The organism is Pseudomonas spartinae (genome assembly GCF_965197125.1).
GTDB lineage: Bacteria > Pseudomonadota > Gammaproteobacteria > Pseudomonadales > Pseudomonadaceae > Aquipseudomonas > Aquipseudomonas composti_A.
The window spans coordinates 25,140-39,885 of the sequence record NZ_CBDAMB010000003.1; the positions used below are offsets into that span (position 1 = coordinate 25,140).

The 14,746-nt window shown below is 61.8% G+C and carries 13 protein-coding genes; 5 read left to right on the forward strand and 8 right to left on the reverse strand.

Going from position 1 to position 14,746, the window contains the following annotated elements:
- Nucleotides 1-30: 30 nt before the first annotated feature.
- Nucleotides 31-1,086 carry a DUF5924 family protein gene (locus tag ACN8M7_RS07465; RefSeq protein ID WP_490260325.1) on the reverse strand — a complete coding sequence of 352 codons (1,056 nt, stop codon included), beginning with the start codon at nucleotides 1,084-1,086 and terminating at the stop codon, nucleotides 31-33.
- 117 nt (nucleotides 1,087-1,203) lie between these two features.
- Between ACN8M7_RS07465 and ACN8M7_RS07470 the strand changes: the two genes are divergently transcribed.
- Nucleotides 1,204-1,497, forward strand: a complete 294-nt coding sequence (locus ACN8M7_RS07470) for a DUF1883 domain-containing protein (protein WP_003460213.1) — start codon at nucleotides 1,204-1,206, stop codon at nucleotides 1,495-1,497.
- A gap of 88 nt (nucleotides 1,498-1,585) precedes the next feature.
- Nucleotides 1,586-1,672, forward strand: coding sequence for a small membrane protein YohP (locus ACN8M7_RS07475; protein WP_115291545.1), 87 nt, complete (start codon nucleotides 1,586-1,588; stop codon nucleotides 1,670-1,672).
- 40 nt (nucleotides 1,673-1,712) lie between these two features.
- Here the strand turns inward: ACN8M7_RS07475 and osmE are convergent, their stop codons facing one another.
- The 3 genes from osmE to metH all read right to left on the reverse strand — a co-directional run bounded on the left by osmE (nucleotide 1,713) and on the right by metH (nucleotide 6,530).
- A complete protein-coding gene (osmE, locus tag ACN8M7_RS07480) occupies nucleotides 1,713-2,045 on the reverse strand; it encodes an osmotically-inducible lipoprotein OsmE (protein ID WP_490260326.1) in 333 nt (110 codons plus the stop codon).
- 195 nt (nucleotides 2,046-2,240) lie between these two features.
- Nucleotides 2,241-2,750 (reverse strand): hypothetical protein, encoded by a 510-nt coding sequence (locus ACN8M7_RS07485; RefSeq protein WP_490260327.1) that lies wholly within the window; start codon nucleotides 2,748-2,750, stop codon nucleotides 2,241-2,243.
- Between the two features lie 69 nt (nucleotides 2,751-2,819).
- Nucleotides 2,820-6,530, reverse strand: coding sequence for a methionine synthase (gene metH, locus ACN8M7_RS07490; RefSeq protein WP_490260328.1), 3,711 nt, complete (start codon nucleotides 6,528-6,530; stop codon nucleotides 2,820-2,822).
- Between the two features lie 152 nt (nucleotides 6,531-6,682).
- Between metH and ACN8M7_RS07495 the strand changes: the two genes are divergently transcribed.
- The 3 genes from ACN8M7_RS07495 (at nucleotide 6,683) to nfuA (ending at nucleotide 10,807) form a co-directional block, all read left to right on the forward strand.
- Nucleotides 6,683-8,959 carry a fatty acid cis/trans isomerase gene (locus ACN8M7_RS07495; protein ID WP_490260329.1) on the forward strand — a complete coding sequence of 759 codons (2,277 nt, stop codon included), beginning with the start codon at nucleotides 6,683-6,685 and terminating at the stop codon, nucleotides 8,957-8,959.
- 173 nt (nucleotides 8,960-9,132) lie between these two features.
- The gene (locus ACN8M7_RS07500; RefSeq protein WP_490260330.1) at nucleotides 9,133-10,152 is read left to right on the forward strand and encodes an acyltransferase family protein; all 1,020 of its coding nucleotides are present in this window, start codon (nucleotides 9,133-9,135) and stop codon (nucleotides 10,150-10,152) included.
- 70 nt (nucleotides 10,153-10,222) lie between these two features.
- Nucleotides 10,223-10,807, forward strand: coding sequence for a Fe-S biogenesis protein NfuA (gene nfuA, locus ACN8M7_RS07505; RefSeq protein ID WP_061239491.1), 585 nt, complete (start codon nucleotides 10,223-10,225; stop codon nucleotides 10,805-10,807).
- A gap of 51 nt (nucleotides 10,808-10,858) precedes the next feature.
- Here nfuA and ACN8M7_RS07510 read toward each other — a convergent pair whose 3' ends face one another.
- The 4 genes from ACN8M7_RS07510 to ACN8M7_RS07525 form a co-directional block, all read right to left on the reverse strand.
- A complete protein-coding gene (locus ACN8M7_RS07510) occupies nucleotides 10,859-11,086 on the reverse strand; it encodes a DUF1272 domain-containing protein (protein ID WP_490260331.1) in 228 nt (75 codons plus the stop codon).
- Nucleotides 11,087-11,189: 103 nt separating this feature from the next.
- A complete protein-coding gene (locus ACN8M7_RS07515) occupies nucleotides 11,190-11,456 on the reverse strand; it encodes a hypothetical protein (protein ID WP_490260332.1) in 267 nt (88 codons plus the stop codon).
- A gap of 182 nt (nucleotides 11,457-11,638) precedes the next feature.
- Nucleotides 11,639-12,832 (reverse strand): catalase family protein, encoded by a 1,194-nt coding sequence (locus tag ACN8M7_RS07520; protein ID WP_490260333.1) that lies wholly within the window; start codon nucleotides 12,830-12,832, stop codon nucleotides 11,639-11,641.
- Between the two features lie 33 nt (nucleotides 12,833-12,865).
- On the reverse strand, nucleotides 12,866-14,740 hold the full coding sequence (locus ACN8M7_RS07525) for a di-heme-cytochrome C peroxidase (RefSeq protein WP_490260334.1): 1,875 nt from the start codon (nucleotides 14,738-14,740) through the stop codon (nucleotides 12,866-12,868).
- Nucleotides 14,741-14,746: the final 6 nt, after the last annotated feature.

The window sequence follows — 14,746 nt, forward strand, 5'->3', positions numbered from 1 at the left end:
GTGGCCGCAACCGCGCGTCTGCGCGCCGCGTCAGAAGGGCGGCGCGGTCGTCTCTGCGGCCGAAGACACGGGGCTGGAGACGACTTCGAAGCGCAGTACACCGATCATCTGGCCCGCCTCGGTACGCACCTGAACCTGCCAGTTGCCGAGCGGATCCTGCGGGAAACGCAGCTTGTGCGTCCAGGCGCGATAGCCTTTCTTGCGCCCGCCATGGATGTCCAGCGCAATGCGGTCGACCTCGCGGCCGTCCTGCAGCCATACGTGATAGATGCGCTCGTCGAGGCCGCGGGGTGCGTTGATCGAGGTGTAGGCGTAAAGGCCATGATCACGCAGTTGCTCCAGGGTGATCAGCTTCAGGCTTTCGCCCGGCGTGCGCTGGTCGCCATCGAAGCGGTCGCTGATGGCCACCTCGGTCAGCCATAGCGTCGCCGGTGGTACCCAGACGCGCGCCATCCAGCCCGCCCCAGCCATTGCCAGTGGCAGGATCGCCAGCAGCAGGGTGCGTCGCCAGCCAGCGAAACCGATCAGCCCGGGCAGGCTCGGTAGCGCCAGCACCGTGGCGGTGGCCAGGGCTATGCGATAGCTCTGCGGTGTGGTCAGGTGGAAGATGATCGGCAATGCGGTGAGCATCACCGCGAACAGGGCCAGGCTGTGGAACATTAGCAGCAACCAGCGCCTGGGTGCCAGCCAGCGGTAGTAGATCGGGTCGGTGATCGAGGCCAGCGCCGCAGCCGCCAGCAGGCCGCTGAACAGCAATTGCCCGCTGTTCCAGGTGGTGGTGATGAAGAAGAACGGCAGGACGAAGAACAGGCTTTCCTGATGGATCATCTGCGTGCCATAGCGCAGCAGCGGCAATGGCAGCTCGAAGCCAAAGCGCCGGGCAATGCGCTCGCGTAGCAGGTTTTCCAGAATCAGCCAGATCCAGCTGACCAGCAGCACCACGCCCAGCACCTTGGCCAGGTAGGCCTGCCGGTCGACCAGCAGAAAGCTGGCGACGCCCGAGCAGAAGCCGAACAGAGCGACCAGGCCGGGATAACGGCGCAGCAGGGCGAGCAGGGTGGGAATACGATCGAGCAAAGCTTTCATGGGCGCGCATCCTAGGCAGCGCGAGGCTCTGGCGCAAGCGAGTCGTCAGCCGCGCTGGCGATGGCAGGCCGCTTGCGGCACTATTGCGCCCCCGTTTCACCACCGAGTCCGAAAACGATGAAATTCATCCATCAACGCGAGCACCTGGAAGAGGGCGATCTGGTGGTCATCCAGTGTTCCCAGCCGTGCAACATCCGCCTGATGAACGATGCCAACTTCCGCGCCTTCAGAAATCGTGGTCGTCACAGCTACCACGGCGGTGCTTTCATCAAGTTTCCGGCGAAGATCCGCGTGCCATCCAGTGGTTTCTGGAACATCACGCTGGATACCGTCAGCCGTCGCGCCGTGAGCGTGACGCGCAAGCCGCAAATGGAATACAGCATCAAGATCGTCCGCCGCCCGGGCGCCTGATCCTCGTCGCCGCAGTTGGAAGAAAAAAGCTAAACGCTGACGCCTGGATCGAGGTCACAACGATGAACCTCGTAAAAGGAGAGTCAGCATGCTGAAGTTTCTCGGCGGTACCGTCGGTATCATTTTCATCATCGGCCTGATCGTGGTCATCGGCCTGCTGAAACTGATCTTCTAGTCGATCAACGGCCCCGCTGCAGGCAGCGGGGCCGATGCGGTCATAGGCGGCGCTGGTTGTCCTGGTGCTGCTCGCAGCTCATGAAGCCCTTGCTGTCGACTCGGCCGTTGAGGTCGAAGTCCACGTAATAGGGCTGTTCCACGCCGTCGACATTGAGCACGTAGTTATTGCAGGTGCCGCCGGTCACGCTGTTCCGCACTTCTGAAGAGGGCGGGCCGCCAAGGGTGAGTACCTGATCCCTGGTCATGCCGTGATCAACCTGCTTGACCAGTGGCTCATTGCGAAAGGTCACGTAGTCGGTCGGGTTCTCGAACGTCGAGCAACCGCTCATCACGGCTGCCACGGTCAGTAGTGCAAGGCTGTGCTTGTGCATGTCATCGCTCCGTCGAATGAGCCGAGATGGCTCGACATCAGTTGGAGCATCCGTCGCTCGTCGGAGTTCGTGTTTTTCGATGATCGGCGCGAGTTACACCTGGTTTGTCGCTGAACGAATGAAAAGAGCCCGCTATTGCGGGCTCTTTTCATCTTGGGCAGGTGATAGTTCGACCGCGTCTCGAGCGGATGGCGATCAGCGCGCGAGGTAGTCGAGTACCCGCTGGTCCTTGTAGAGCGCCACCACTCCGTCGGCGATCGAACCGCTGAGGTCCTGCTGGGCATTGGCGCCGGTGGCGTGGTTGACGGTCATGTCGAAGCGTTGCCCGTCTCCCAGGCTGACCGTGAAGGTCATGGTGCCTTTCCAGTAGAAGAAGATGTAGCGACTTTCCAGGTGCGTGACCTTCAGATCGATCTTCTTGTCACTTCCGGAGCCGACTTTGCCGTGGCGCGCCAACTCGAAACGGGCCTGAGTCACCATGGTCTTGGTGACTTCGTGGTAGTTCGATTGCAGGCGAATACCGCTCTGCGAATGCAGGATCACGGGTTCGGTAGCGGGCTGTGCGTTTTCGATGGTCACCGTTCCGCGAACCGGGAAGTCGGCGATCTTGGACGGGGCGAGCTCGAACACGGGTGGGTCGAACGCGATGGTGCCGCAGCCGGTCAACAGGGCGAGCAGCAAGAGGGCGGGAAGTCGGTAGTACATCAATACGTCCTTGCAGAGAAAGAACCCGGCGGCTGTTGCCGCACGGGTTAGGAAAGTCCGGGTGCTGGATCAGTCGTCGTAGCCCAGGTTGGGCATCAGCCAGCGTTCGCTGACGGCGAGGTCCTGACCCTTGCGCTCGCTGTAGCGCTCGATCTGATCCTTGTCCACCTTGCCCACGGCGAAGTACTGAGCCTCGGGGTGGGCGAAGTACCAGCCCGATACCGCCGCTGCCGGGAACATGGCGTAGTGCTCGGTGAGGAACACGCCGCTGCGTCCGGCCTTGTTGTAATCGGCCTCGGGGTCGAGCAGCTTGAACAGCGTGGCTTTCTCGGTGTGGTCCGGGCAGGCCGGATAACCGGGAGCAGGGCGGATGCCCTTGTACTGCTCGCGGATCAGCGCCTCATTGTCCAGTTGCTCGCCGGCGGCATAACCCCAGTAGTGCGTGCGCACGCGCTGGTGCAGCCACTCGGCGCAGGCTTCGGCCAGGCGGTCGGCCAGCGCCTTGACCATGATCGAGTTGTAGTCATCGCCCTTGTCCTGGTAGGCCTTGGCCACTTCCTCGGCGCCGATGCCGGCGGTGGTGATAAAGCCGCCCACATAATCCGTAATACCGCTTTCCTTGGGCGCGACGAAGTCGGCCAGCGACAGGTTCGGCTTGCCGTCGGGCTTGATGGTTTGCTGGCGCAGGTGATGCAGGGTGGCGAGCTGTTCGCCGTCGTCGCCGTAGACTTCGATGTCGTCGTCATGCACCTGGTTGGCCGGCCAGAAACCGAACACGGCACGGGCCTTGATCAGTTTTTCGTCGATCAGCTTCTTCAGCATCGCCTGGGCGTCGTTGAACAGGCTGGTGGCCGCCTCGCCGACGATCTCGTCGGTGAGAATGCGCGGGTACTTGCCGGCCAGGTCCCAGGAGATGAAGAAGGGCGTCCAGTCGATGTACTCGGCCAGCACCTTGAGGTCGATATCGTCCAGTACCTGCGCGCCGGTGAAGCTCGGCTTGGGTGCGGTGTAGCCATCCCAGTCGAAGACCGGCTTGTTGGCGATGGCGCTGTCGTAGCTCAGGCGCTCGGTGCGAGTGGCACGGGCGGCGGTGCGCTCACGTACCACCACGTACTCGTCGCGGGTCTTCTGCACGAAGTCAGGCTTCAGCTCCTTGGACAGCAACTGAGTGGCCACGCCCACGGCACGCGAGGCGTCGGTGACGTAGACCACGGCATCGTTGCTGTACTGCGGGTCGATCTTCACTGCGGTGTGCGCCTTGGAGGTGGTGGCGCCGCCAATCATCAGCGGCAGCTTGAAGCCCTGGCGCTGCATCTCCTTGGCCACGTGCACCATTTCGTCCAGCGACGGGGTGATCAGCCCGGACAGGCCGATGATGTCGCATTTCTCGGCGATGGCGGTCTGCAGGATCTTCTCTGCCGGCACCATCACGCCGAGGTCGACGATGTCGTAGCCGTTACAGCCCAGCACCACGCCGACGATGTTCTTGCCGATGTCGTGCACGTCGCCCTTGACCGTGGCCATGAGAATCTTGCCCTTGGCTTCCGGCTTGTCGCCTTTCTCGGCTTCGATGAAAGGGATCAGGTGCGCCACGGCCTGCTTCATCACCCGGGCGGACTTGACCACCTGGGGCAGGAACATCTTGCCCGAGCCGAACAGGTCGCCGACCACGTTCATGCCGCTCATCAGCGGGCCTTCGATGACCTCGATGGGGCGCGCGCACTGCTGGCGGCACTCCTCGGTGTCTTCGACGATAAAGGCGGTGATGCCCTTGACCAGCGCGTGCTCCAGGCGCTTGTCCACCGGCAGCGAACGCCACTCTTCGTTCTCGACTTCCTTGGCGGCGCCGTCGCCCTTGTACTTGTCGGCGATGGCCAACAGCGCTTCGGTGGCACCGTCGTTGCGGTTGAGCACCACGTCCTCGACCGCGTCGCGCAGCTCTTTCGGGATCTCGTCGTAGATCTCCAGCTGGCCGGCGTTGACGATGCCCATGGTCAGGCCGTTCTGGATCGCGTAGTAGAGGAACACCGAGTGGATCGCTTCGCGCACCGGGTTGTTACCACGGAACGAGAACGACACGTTGGACACGCCGCCGCTGGACAGGGCGAACGGCAGGTTGTCGCGGATATAGGCGCAGGCTTCGATGAAGTCGACGGCGTAGTTATTGTGCTCTTCGATGCCGGTAGCCACGGCGAAGATGTTCGGGTCGAAGATGATGTCTTCTGGCGGGAAGCCGACTTCATTGACCAGAATGTCGTAGCTGCGCTGGCAGATTTCCTTCTTGCGCGCGGCGGTGTCGGCCTGGCCGGCCTCGTCGAAGGCCATCACCACCACGGCGGCGCCGTAGCGCTTGCACAGCTTGGCGTGATGCTTGAACTGCTCGACGCCTTCCTTCATGGAAATCGAGTTGACGATGCCTTTGCCCTGGATGCATTTGAGGCCGGCCTCGATCACTTCCCACTTGGAGGAGTCGATCATGATCGGCACGCGGGAGATGTCCGGCTCGCCGGCGATCAGGTTGAGGAACCTGACCATGGCGGCCTTGGAGTCGAGCATCCCTTCGTCCATGTTGATGTCGATCACCTGGGCGCCAGCTTCCACCTGCTGCAGGGCGACTTCCAGCGCCTCGGTGTAGTTCTCCTCGCGGATCAGGCGGGCGAACTTGGCCGAACCGGTGATGTTGGTGCGCTCGCCGACGTTGACGAACAACGAGTTGCGGTCGATGGTGAAGGGCTCAAGGCCGGACAGGCGACAGGCTTTCGGAATGTCCGGAATCGGGCGTGGCTGGTACTTGGCGACCGCCTCGGCGATGGCCTGAATATGCCCCGGCGTAGTGCCGCAGCAACCGCCGATGATGTTCAAGAAGCCACTGGCGGCGAACTCTTCGACCACGGCGGCCATTTCCGCTGGGGTCTCGTCGTATTCACCGAAGGCGTTGGGCAAGCCAGCGTTGGGGTGCGCGGAAACGTGGGTGCCGGCCTTGTTCGACAGCTCCTCCAAGTACGGACGCAGGTCCTTGGCGCCGAGGGCGCAGTTCAGGCCCACGGAGATCGGCTTGGCGTGCGCCACCGAGTTCCAGAAGGCTTCGGTGGTCTGCCCGGACAGGGTGCGGCCGGAGGCGTCGGTGATGGTGCCGGAGATCATGATCGGCAGCTCGACGCCGTCTTCCTCGAACACCTGCTGCACAGCGAAGATCGCCGCCTTGGCGTTGAGGGTGTCGAAGATGGTCTCGATCAGGATCAGGTCGGCGCCGCCCTCGATCAGGCCACGGGTGGCCTCGGTGTAGTTCTCCACCAGCGCGTCGAAGGTGACGTTGCGGTAGCCGGGGTCGTTGACGTCCGGGGAGATCGAGCAGGTGCGGCTGGTCGGGCCGAGCACGCCGGCAACGAAGCGCGGGCGATCCGGGGTTTCCAGGGTCTTGGCGTCGCAGACTTCGCGGGCGACGCGGGCGCCGGCCACGTTCAGCTCGTAGACCAGCTCCTCCATGTCGTAGTCGGCCTGCGACACGCGGGTGGCGTTGAAGGTGTTGGTTTCCAGGATGTCGGCGCCGGCATCCAGGTAGGCCTTCTCGATCTCGGCGATGATCTTCGGCTGGGTCAGCAGCAGCAGGTCGTTGTTGCCCTTGACGTCGCTCGGCCAGTCGGCGAAGCGCTCGCCGCGGTAGTCGGCCTCTTCCAGCTTGTAGCTCTGGATCATGGTACCCATGCCGCCATCGAGGATCAGGATGCGCTCCTTCAGGGCTTGCTGGAGGGCGTGGAGGCGGGCGCTGCGATCGGACATGAGAACTACCTGAGCAAAGCGGAAACAAAGGTGCGCGATGATAGCAAAGCTGCAGGGTTCTGGAGCGCTGACGACCTTTTCATGAATTTCATTCATGTTGTTGCTGGCGCCGTCTCGTTAGAATTGCCCGCATCGCAATCAAGGATGTGGCCATGCTCAAGCCTGCTGCTCTTTTTCTACTTTCTTTCGCAGCCGGCCTGGCCCGTGCGCAAGAGATTTCCTATATCGACGACGTGCAACCCATCCTCACCCACAAGTGCATAGCCTGCCATACCTGCTATGACGCCCCGTGCCAGCTGAACCTCGGCAGTGGCGAGGGCATCCTCCGGGGCGCCAGCAAGCAACCGGTGTATGACGGCACGCGTACCCAGGCGCAAGCGACCACTCGCCTGTATCTGGACGCCCAGGGCGAGTCGGCCTGGCGTAAACGCGATTTTCATTCGGTGCTCGATGGCGAGAACGGCCAGGCCGCGCTGATCAAGCGCATGCTCGAGCTGGGCCGCAGCCAGCCCCTCGAGCCCAATGCCAAGTTGCCCGACAACCTGGACATCGCCATTACTCGTAGCAACAGCTGCCCATTGCCGGGAGAGTTCGCTGCCTATGCGCAGAAGAATCCTCACGGCGGCATGCCGTTCGCGGTGACCGGCCTGACCGATGACGAGTACGCCACGCTGGAGCAATGGCTGGCGCAGGGTGCGCCGGTTGCCGAGCAGGCGCTCAAGCCCAGCGCGGTCGAGTTGCGCCAGGTGGCGCAGTGGGAAGACTTCATGAACGCGCCAGGTGCGCGGCAGGATCTGGTTTCGCGCTGGTTGTACGAGCACCTGTTCCTCGCCCACCTGTACGTCGAGGGCGGTGAGCCTGGTCACTTCTTCCAGATGGTGCGTTCACGCACCCCCAGCGGCGAGCCGATCGACCCGATTGCCACTCGCCGCCCGAACGATGATCCGGGCACCGAATTCTATTACCGCCTGTGGCCGATCCAGGGCGTGATCGTGCACAAGACGCACATCACTTATCCGCTGGGCGAAGACAAGCTGGCGCGGATCAAGACATTGTTCTTCGGCGAAGACTGGACGCTGGACGCCGTGCCGGGCTACGGCGCGCAACGCCGCGCCAACCCCTTCGAAACCTTCGCGGCGATTCCGGCGCGGGCCCGCTATCAGTTCATGCTGGATAACGCCGAGTACTTCGTGCGCACCTTCATCCGTGGCCCGGTGTGCCGGGGGCAGATCGCTACCGACGTGATTCGCGACAACTTCTGGGCGCTGTTCCAGGCACCAGAGCACGATCTCTACATCACCGACGCCGACTACCGGCGCGAGGCTACGCCGTTGCTCGCTATGCCTGGCCAGTTCGACGACATCGGCGATCTGCTGGGGCTGTGGCGCAACTACCGCGACAAGCGCAACGACTACGAGAACCTGCGCAAGGAGGCCTATGCCGATGCACCACCGGCGGATTGGACGCATATCTGGAGCGGCAACGACAACGCGCTGCTGTCGATCTTCCGCCAGCACGACAGCGCCTCGGTGCGCAAAGGCCTGCTCGGCGAGATCCCGCAGACCCTCTGGTGGATGGACTATCCGCTGCTGGAACGCACCTATTACCAGCTGGTGGTCAATTTCGACGTGTTCGGCAACGTCTCGCACCAGGCGCAGACGCGCCTGTACTTCGACCTGATTCGCAACGGTGCCGAGGTTAACTTCCTGCGTCTGTTGCCGGCTCGTTCGCGTGAGGCCTATCTGGATGACTGGTATCAGAACAGCGGCAAGCTGAAGATGCTGCTGGACTACACCTCGGTCGATCATCGCTCGCCCAGCGCCATTGGCCTGAGTGGCAATGACCCGAAGAAACAGTTCGCCGAACAACTGCTGCAGCGCTATGCCACGCTCAATGCGCGCCCTGACCCGATCAACCGCTGCACGGGCGCACGCTGCTATCGTGAAGACGTGCCCAAGGAGCTGCAGCACGCTGAACAGGCGCTGGCGCGCTTGGCCAGTCGCCCAGCCGGCGGTTTGCCGGTGATCGATCAGCTACCAGAAGCGACGATGCTGCGCGTGGAGCTGGGTGACGGCCAGCGCGAGATCTACAGCATGCTGCGCAACCGCGCGCACAGCAACGTGGCGTTCATGCTGGGCGAAGAGCTGCGCTATCAGCCGCGGCTGGACACTCTGACCATCTACCCGGAAGTGTTGAGCAGCTACCCGAACTTCCTGTTCAACGTCAAAGTCGGTGAGGTGGATGCCTTCGTCAAGCAAATGGAAGCTGTCCGCGACGGCAAATCCTTCGAGCGTATCGTCGAGCGCTGGGGCGTGCGCCGCAGTCATCCGGAGTTCTGGCGCTACTTCCATGACCTGGGCGAGCGTATCCGTGAGACCCAGCCGATCGAGGCGGGAGTGCTGGATATGAATCGCTACGAGAATCTCTAGCAGGCCTGAAGCCCCTGGCGCGGCAGACACCGGTAGCTCTGCCGCGCAGGTTACAGCCCGTCGCTGCGCCTTGGGTGTTACCGATCTTTCTCGAGTCGCCGCGGTCGGACCTTGTGGTTGCCTGTTTGCGGGCACCCGGGTTTCGATTTCGGTATCAGGGGGATGGCGGTTCAATGCTGGTTTCAGTGCAGGCTTTACGGGCGTTGGCAGCCTGGGTTGTGGTCTTTCATCACGTCATGCAGGTGTTCTTCAATTTTCAGGCCGACAGCTTTATCGGCCGTCTTTTTGCTGAGCGGGGTGCGGTTGGCGTCGACATCTTCTTCGTCATCAGCGGCCTGGTGATCTATCTCTCCACGCAGGGCAAATGCATCACGCCCTGGCGCTTCATGCTCAATCGCGTGCTACGCATCGCCCCGGTCTATTGGCTCTATTCGCTGATCGCGGCGCTGATCATCGCCTTCGCCAATCCGGTGATGCCCGTGCAGGAGTTCGACCTGCATCATCTGTTGCTCTCGTTGTTCTTCATCCCGGCCGAGAATCCAGGAGGCTTCGGCCTCTATCCGACGCTCAATGTCGGCTGGACGCTGAACTACGAGATGTTCTTCTATCTGCTGTTCGCGTTGGCCTTCGTCGTGACCGAACGGTTGCGTCTGCTGTTCATCGTCGTTGCCCTGGCCGCTTTCAGCCTGCTGGCAACCCAGCCGTGGATGAGCGACTTCTACCGCAACAGCATCGTCTACGAGTTCATCTTCGGCATGCTGCTGGGCGTGCTTTACAAGCGGGGCTGGATTCGCCATCGCCTGTGGCTGCCGCTGCTGGTCATCGCCGCCTCGCTGCTGACCATCTTCCATTTCGACAACTCCATGCGACTGCTGCACTGGGGCGTGCCCAGCGCGTTGATCGTCGCCGCCTGCATTGCCATGGAGCCCTGGTTCAGGGGCAATCGCGTGCTCGCGCACATGGGCGACTGCTCGTATTCGGTCTATCTGTTGCACGTGATCGTGCTATCGCTGGGCTGGTACCTGCAGGCCAGTCTCGACCTCGCTCCGGCCCCCGTCATCGCAGCCTGCATAGCGGTGATCGCGCTGGCAGGCTGGGTCAGCTACGAGTTGCTCGAAAAGCGCCTCGTCGTTCGTGCCAAAGTATGGGTCGGGGAGCGAGCAGAGCGGAGAGGGCTGCAGTCGTTATCCTGAGTAAATTAGTAGGACTATATTCAGGTCCTCAGTTGGCGTACAATCCGCCGCATGACCGTGAGGAGTTGCCATGAGTGCCATCACCATTACCCAAGCTGCCGAAGACTACCTGGCCGAGCTGCTGAGCAAGCAGGACACCCCGGGGATCGGTATCCGAGTTTTCATCACCCAGCCAGGTACGTCCTATGCTGAAACCTGCATTGCCTACTGCAAGCCGGGTGAGCAGAAGCCTGAAGACACCGCGGTTGGCCTGGCCAGCTTCACTGCCTGGATCGACGGTATCAGTGAGCCTTTCCTGGAAGATGCAGTCGTCGACTACGCCACTGACCGCATGGGCGGCCAGCTGACCATCAAGGCGCCGAATGCCAAGGTACCGATGGTCAATGAAGACAGCCCGCTGAACGAACGTATCAACTACTACCTGCAGACCGAGATCAACCCCGGTCTGGCCAGCCATGGCGGCCAGGTCACCCTGGTCGACGTGGTCGATGAAGGCATTGCCGTGCTGCAATTCGGCGGTGGTTGCCAGGGCTGTGGTCAGGCTGACTACACCCTCAAGGAAGGCATCGAGAAAACCCTGCTCGAGCGCATCCCTGAACTCAAGGGCGTGCGCGACGTGACCGATCACAGCAACCGCGAGAACGCCTACTACTGATAGGCGACTTGACTATGAAAAAGGGGCGACGGAAGTCGCCCCTTTTTCATTTCAGGCCTTGAGGATGCGCTTGCTGGACGCGGGGAAGCGTTCGAGCTTTTCGGCTGGACGAATAGGCCGTCTTACCAGTTCGCCGCCACAGTTCGGGCAGCGCAGCGCCAGCACGGATTCCGCGCAGGAGCGGCAGAAGGTGCACTCGAAGGAGCAGATCAGCGCATCGCTGCTGGCTGCAGGCAGGTCGCAGTCGCAGTTCTCGCAGTTGGGGCGCAGCTCAAGCATGGCACTAACTCGGCACAGGGGTTGATCGCAGCAGTCTGCCGCTTCCGCAGGGCCAGGCGCAACGGGGTAAATCAGGGGGCGCACAAGGCGCCCCGAAAAGCACTTACTCCGGCATGCTCCACGGCGCCAGGTCGAAGCCCTGGCTGCGCAGCTCATCGCGGGAGTGCTGCAGCGCATTTTCCAGCTGTTGCGGGTCGGTGTAGGTCGCGCTGGACAGTTGGCGACCAAGCAAGCGGGTGTTGGTGCGGTCGATGACGCTGATGCTGACAAGGCCGGTGCCGTCCTGCGGAGCCCAGGCCACGCACTGGAACGGGCGGAAGGCGCGATCGGCAATCAGCAAGGCTTCGTTGAAACGCAGCGGAGTGTTCATGGGTTCGGTTTCTCCGAGTTGATCCCAGCAATTAGTTGCGGCCAACAAGTTATCGATGCTGGCCTTACATTGCAGTTGATGAACTCAGCGAACCCATAAGTCACACAATGCCGAAAAAAGTTTTTATTGCTGCCGTAAAGTGTCTTGGCAGGAACTTTATGCGTCGTGCGGGTTGCAACTTTTTACTGCGAAAGTTCCACCTCCGCGTCTTCTTCGATCGGCTGCGGGGCAACGACCACGGGGGCTGGGGCGTTGCGCTCATGGCGGTAAGCGCTGACCGCTTCATATACCGATTTGCGTAAACGGTTTATGCCGCCGATAGGACGGTGTTCCGGCAGTGCATGCCAAGGGTTGAAGGACAAATTGTCGCAGAACAGGTTTTGCTCGCGGCTATCGAAGTCCTGAGGTTGCACGGTAATACGGGCAACGCTTTCGAAAGGCGATATCTTTTCGCTCCACTCGACACTCGGGTCTTCGATGGGCATGTAGTACTGCGCGTTCTGCTTTTGCACCTGCAATTCGAAGCAGGCCGGGGCACGATCGAGTGACAGTTGCTGGTAGAGCGCATTGCGCAGGAAGTTGGGCAGGGCGGTGTTCTGCTCCGGCAGCTCATAAGGCGCGCAGTTCTGTGGTGCAGGTATCACGCGATACTTGATGTTCAGTTCGCCGAGCTTGAACGGGGCAATGGAGTTGTAGGTAGTGGCCACAGGGCTTTCTGGCGCTGGAGCCAGGGTTTTGAGGGCGATGACCAAGTGGCGCACCTCCCAGGTGCGTGGGGCCCAGCTGGGAAAGAAGGCCTGTACCTTCTTGCCGTCGGCCTGCGCGGCGAAATTGCTGCGGTATTCGGCCACGTCGCGGACGAAGAAGGCGGGGTGGTTGAACATCACGAAGTCTTGTTCGCCGGCGTGTGCCGGGCTCTTCATGAGTTTCTCGCCGGGTACGTCGAGCAGTTTGATGGCCATGCCACGCGCATCACGTGCGCGGTCGAACTGCGGATAGGCATTGCCGTTGGACAGGCGCATCCAGGCTTGCCAGACGTGCCCAGGCTCGCTGAACACGCCGTGGCGCAGTGATTCGTCCAGCGTATCGAGCACCTGCACTTCGGCTTTCACACAACCGTGGGCCTTGGCGTGGGCGTCCCGCAGCACGCGGGTGTTATCGCGGTGCTGTTCGACGATGCGCACCGCATCCTCGATGATCAGCCGGGTCAGCAGCGCTTCATCGGGGGCAATCTGCTCTTGCGTGGAGACCGGGCCGGAAAATTTCCAGGCGTAATAGGCTTCGCCCAAGCCCCAACCGACCAGACCGGCCAGGGCGACGGTGAGCAGCAGTTTGCCGAGCAGGCGACCGAGCCAGAGCCAGAAGCGTTTCAACATCGTTGTAATCCTTGTTCTAGGTATCGGTTGAAATCAGCCTTCGCAGCTCGGGCCGGGTGTCCAGGGGCGCACCGGCACTTCACTGAGCTGGACCTCCAGGTCGGCGTTACCAAGCACTTTCAGGTATTCGATCAGGGCAAGGCGCTCGTCCGGCGCCAGTGCCCGGCCGATGACGCCTTCCTGGCGACAGCCATCGCGGAACTCATGACCACCATTGCCGTTACCGGTGATGCGGGTATCGAGCAGGAAACCGCCTGGGAACTTGTCGCTGCGATAGCCAACGCGCACCGGGTCGAACTCGAAGTCGCCAACCCAGAACTGGGCCTGCCGCTCGTATACCGGCGACAGCAGCTCGAACAGGTTGGGCACGGAGCCGTTGTGCAGGAAGGGCGGGGTAGCCCAGATGCCGTCGAGGGGGCGAGCCTTGTAGCCGCGTTTTTCCTGAACGCCGATGGGCAGGCCATAACCGTCCATTTCCTCGCGCTGGCGCGGTCCGATGCCGGCGTCCTGATAGGCGCGGTTCTCCACGTAGGCGGTGATGTAGGCCAAGCCCTTGGCACTGGAAATGCTCTTGAAATCGACATCGTCGAGGCTGGCGCCGTACAGCTTTACATCCAGTCGGGACAGTTCAGCCTTGGTCCAGCCCAGGCGGCTGATATCGAAACGATGATCGGCGATGTTGTCGGCGGTGGTGGGATCGGTGCCGACGATGCTGATCGGTACGACACGCATCTTCCATTCGGGATCGCGCGAAGGCGCCAGGCGCTGGTCGCGGGGCTTGGGATCAGGGGCGTGGCAATAGGCGCAGTTCTCGGTGTAGAGCGCCTTGCCACGGCTGGCCAGTGGCAAATCCACCTTGCCGAAGATGGCCTCCGGCCATTTGGGTGGCTGCAGGCGCTTCAGGGTTTCCTCGAGGGTGTAGAGGTCATGCAGGCGCACGCTGGAGGCGTAGCGATCCGCTTCGACGACGCCTTTGCCGTTCTCGTCGAGCAGGTGCAGGCTGGCGCCGACGCCGAGGGCTTCGCCGACATTACGAGCCATGGGCTGCATGGCTGAGCCGTTCCACTGCACCCAGTCGAATTTCCAGATGTCCCAGAGTTGCGGATAGCTGACCGGAGCATTGGCGACGCGGTAGTTGGCCTCGTCGAGTACATCGCCAAACACGGTGTTGGCGATACGACCGAAGGCATCGGTGCGGCCGAAACCTTCCTCGGTGGGATAAAGACCGCGGTGCCAATCGTTGTATGCAGTGGCGAGCAGTCTGTCGAGAACTTGCTTGAAGTCTTCACGCAGTTGATCACGGCCTTGCGGGTACTGGTCGCCCAGTACCGCCTGAGCGAATCGGCGGAATTTCAGCGGGTTGTAATAGGTGAAGGCCATGCTCATGCCCAGCGCCTGACCGAAGCCTCCGCCGCGCAAGGTAGGGACGGTGGAAGCGAGGGAGTGCAGGGCGGCACCACCGTCAATGCGCACGGCCTGGCCTTTGTAGCGCAATTCGCCGGTGTGACAGGCCGCGCAACTGATATCGAGGAAGTGTTCGCCGCTCTCGCTGTCCTGATGGCGGGTAAAACCGACCGGAAGATTGCCGGGGTTCAGATCGCTGGGCTGTTGTTTGGGATCGGTGAGAAAACCAAAACGGGCCAGGTAGTCGAGGCGGGCGAACTTTTCTGTGCCGAACGGCATTTCCAATGCGTTGAACCAGTCATAGCGCAGGCCTTTAACCGTGGTTCCCTGAGGCGTGTAGTAGTAAGTCTGGCGCTGCTCATCGGTCCACTGCTGCAAATAATGCAACTGGTTCGGCTGCTGATAAGCCGGGAGATTGGGATTGGCCACGTAATACAGCGCCACCGCCACACCGAGCAGTGCCAGCACAAGGATGAGCTTCAGGGTACGACGGAGCAGACGCATCAGTTA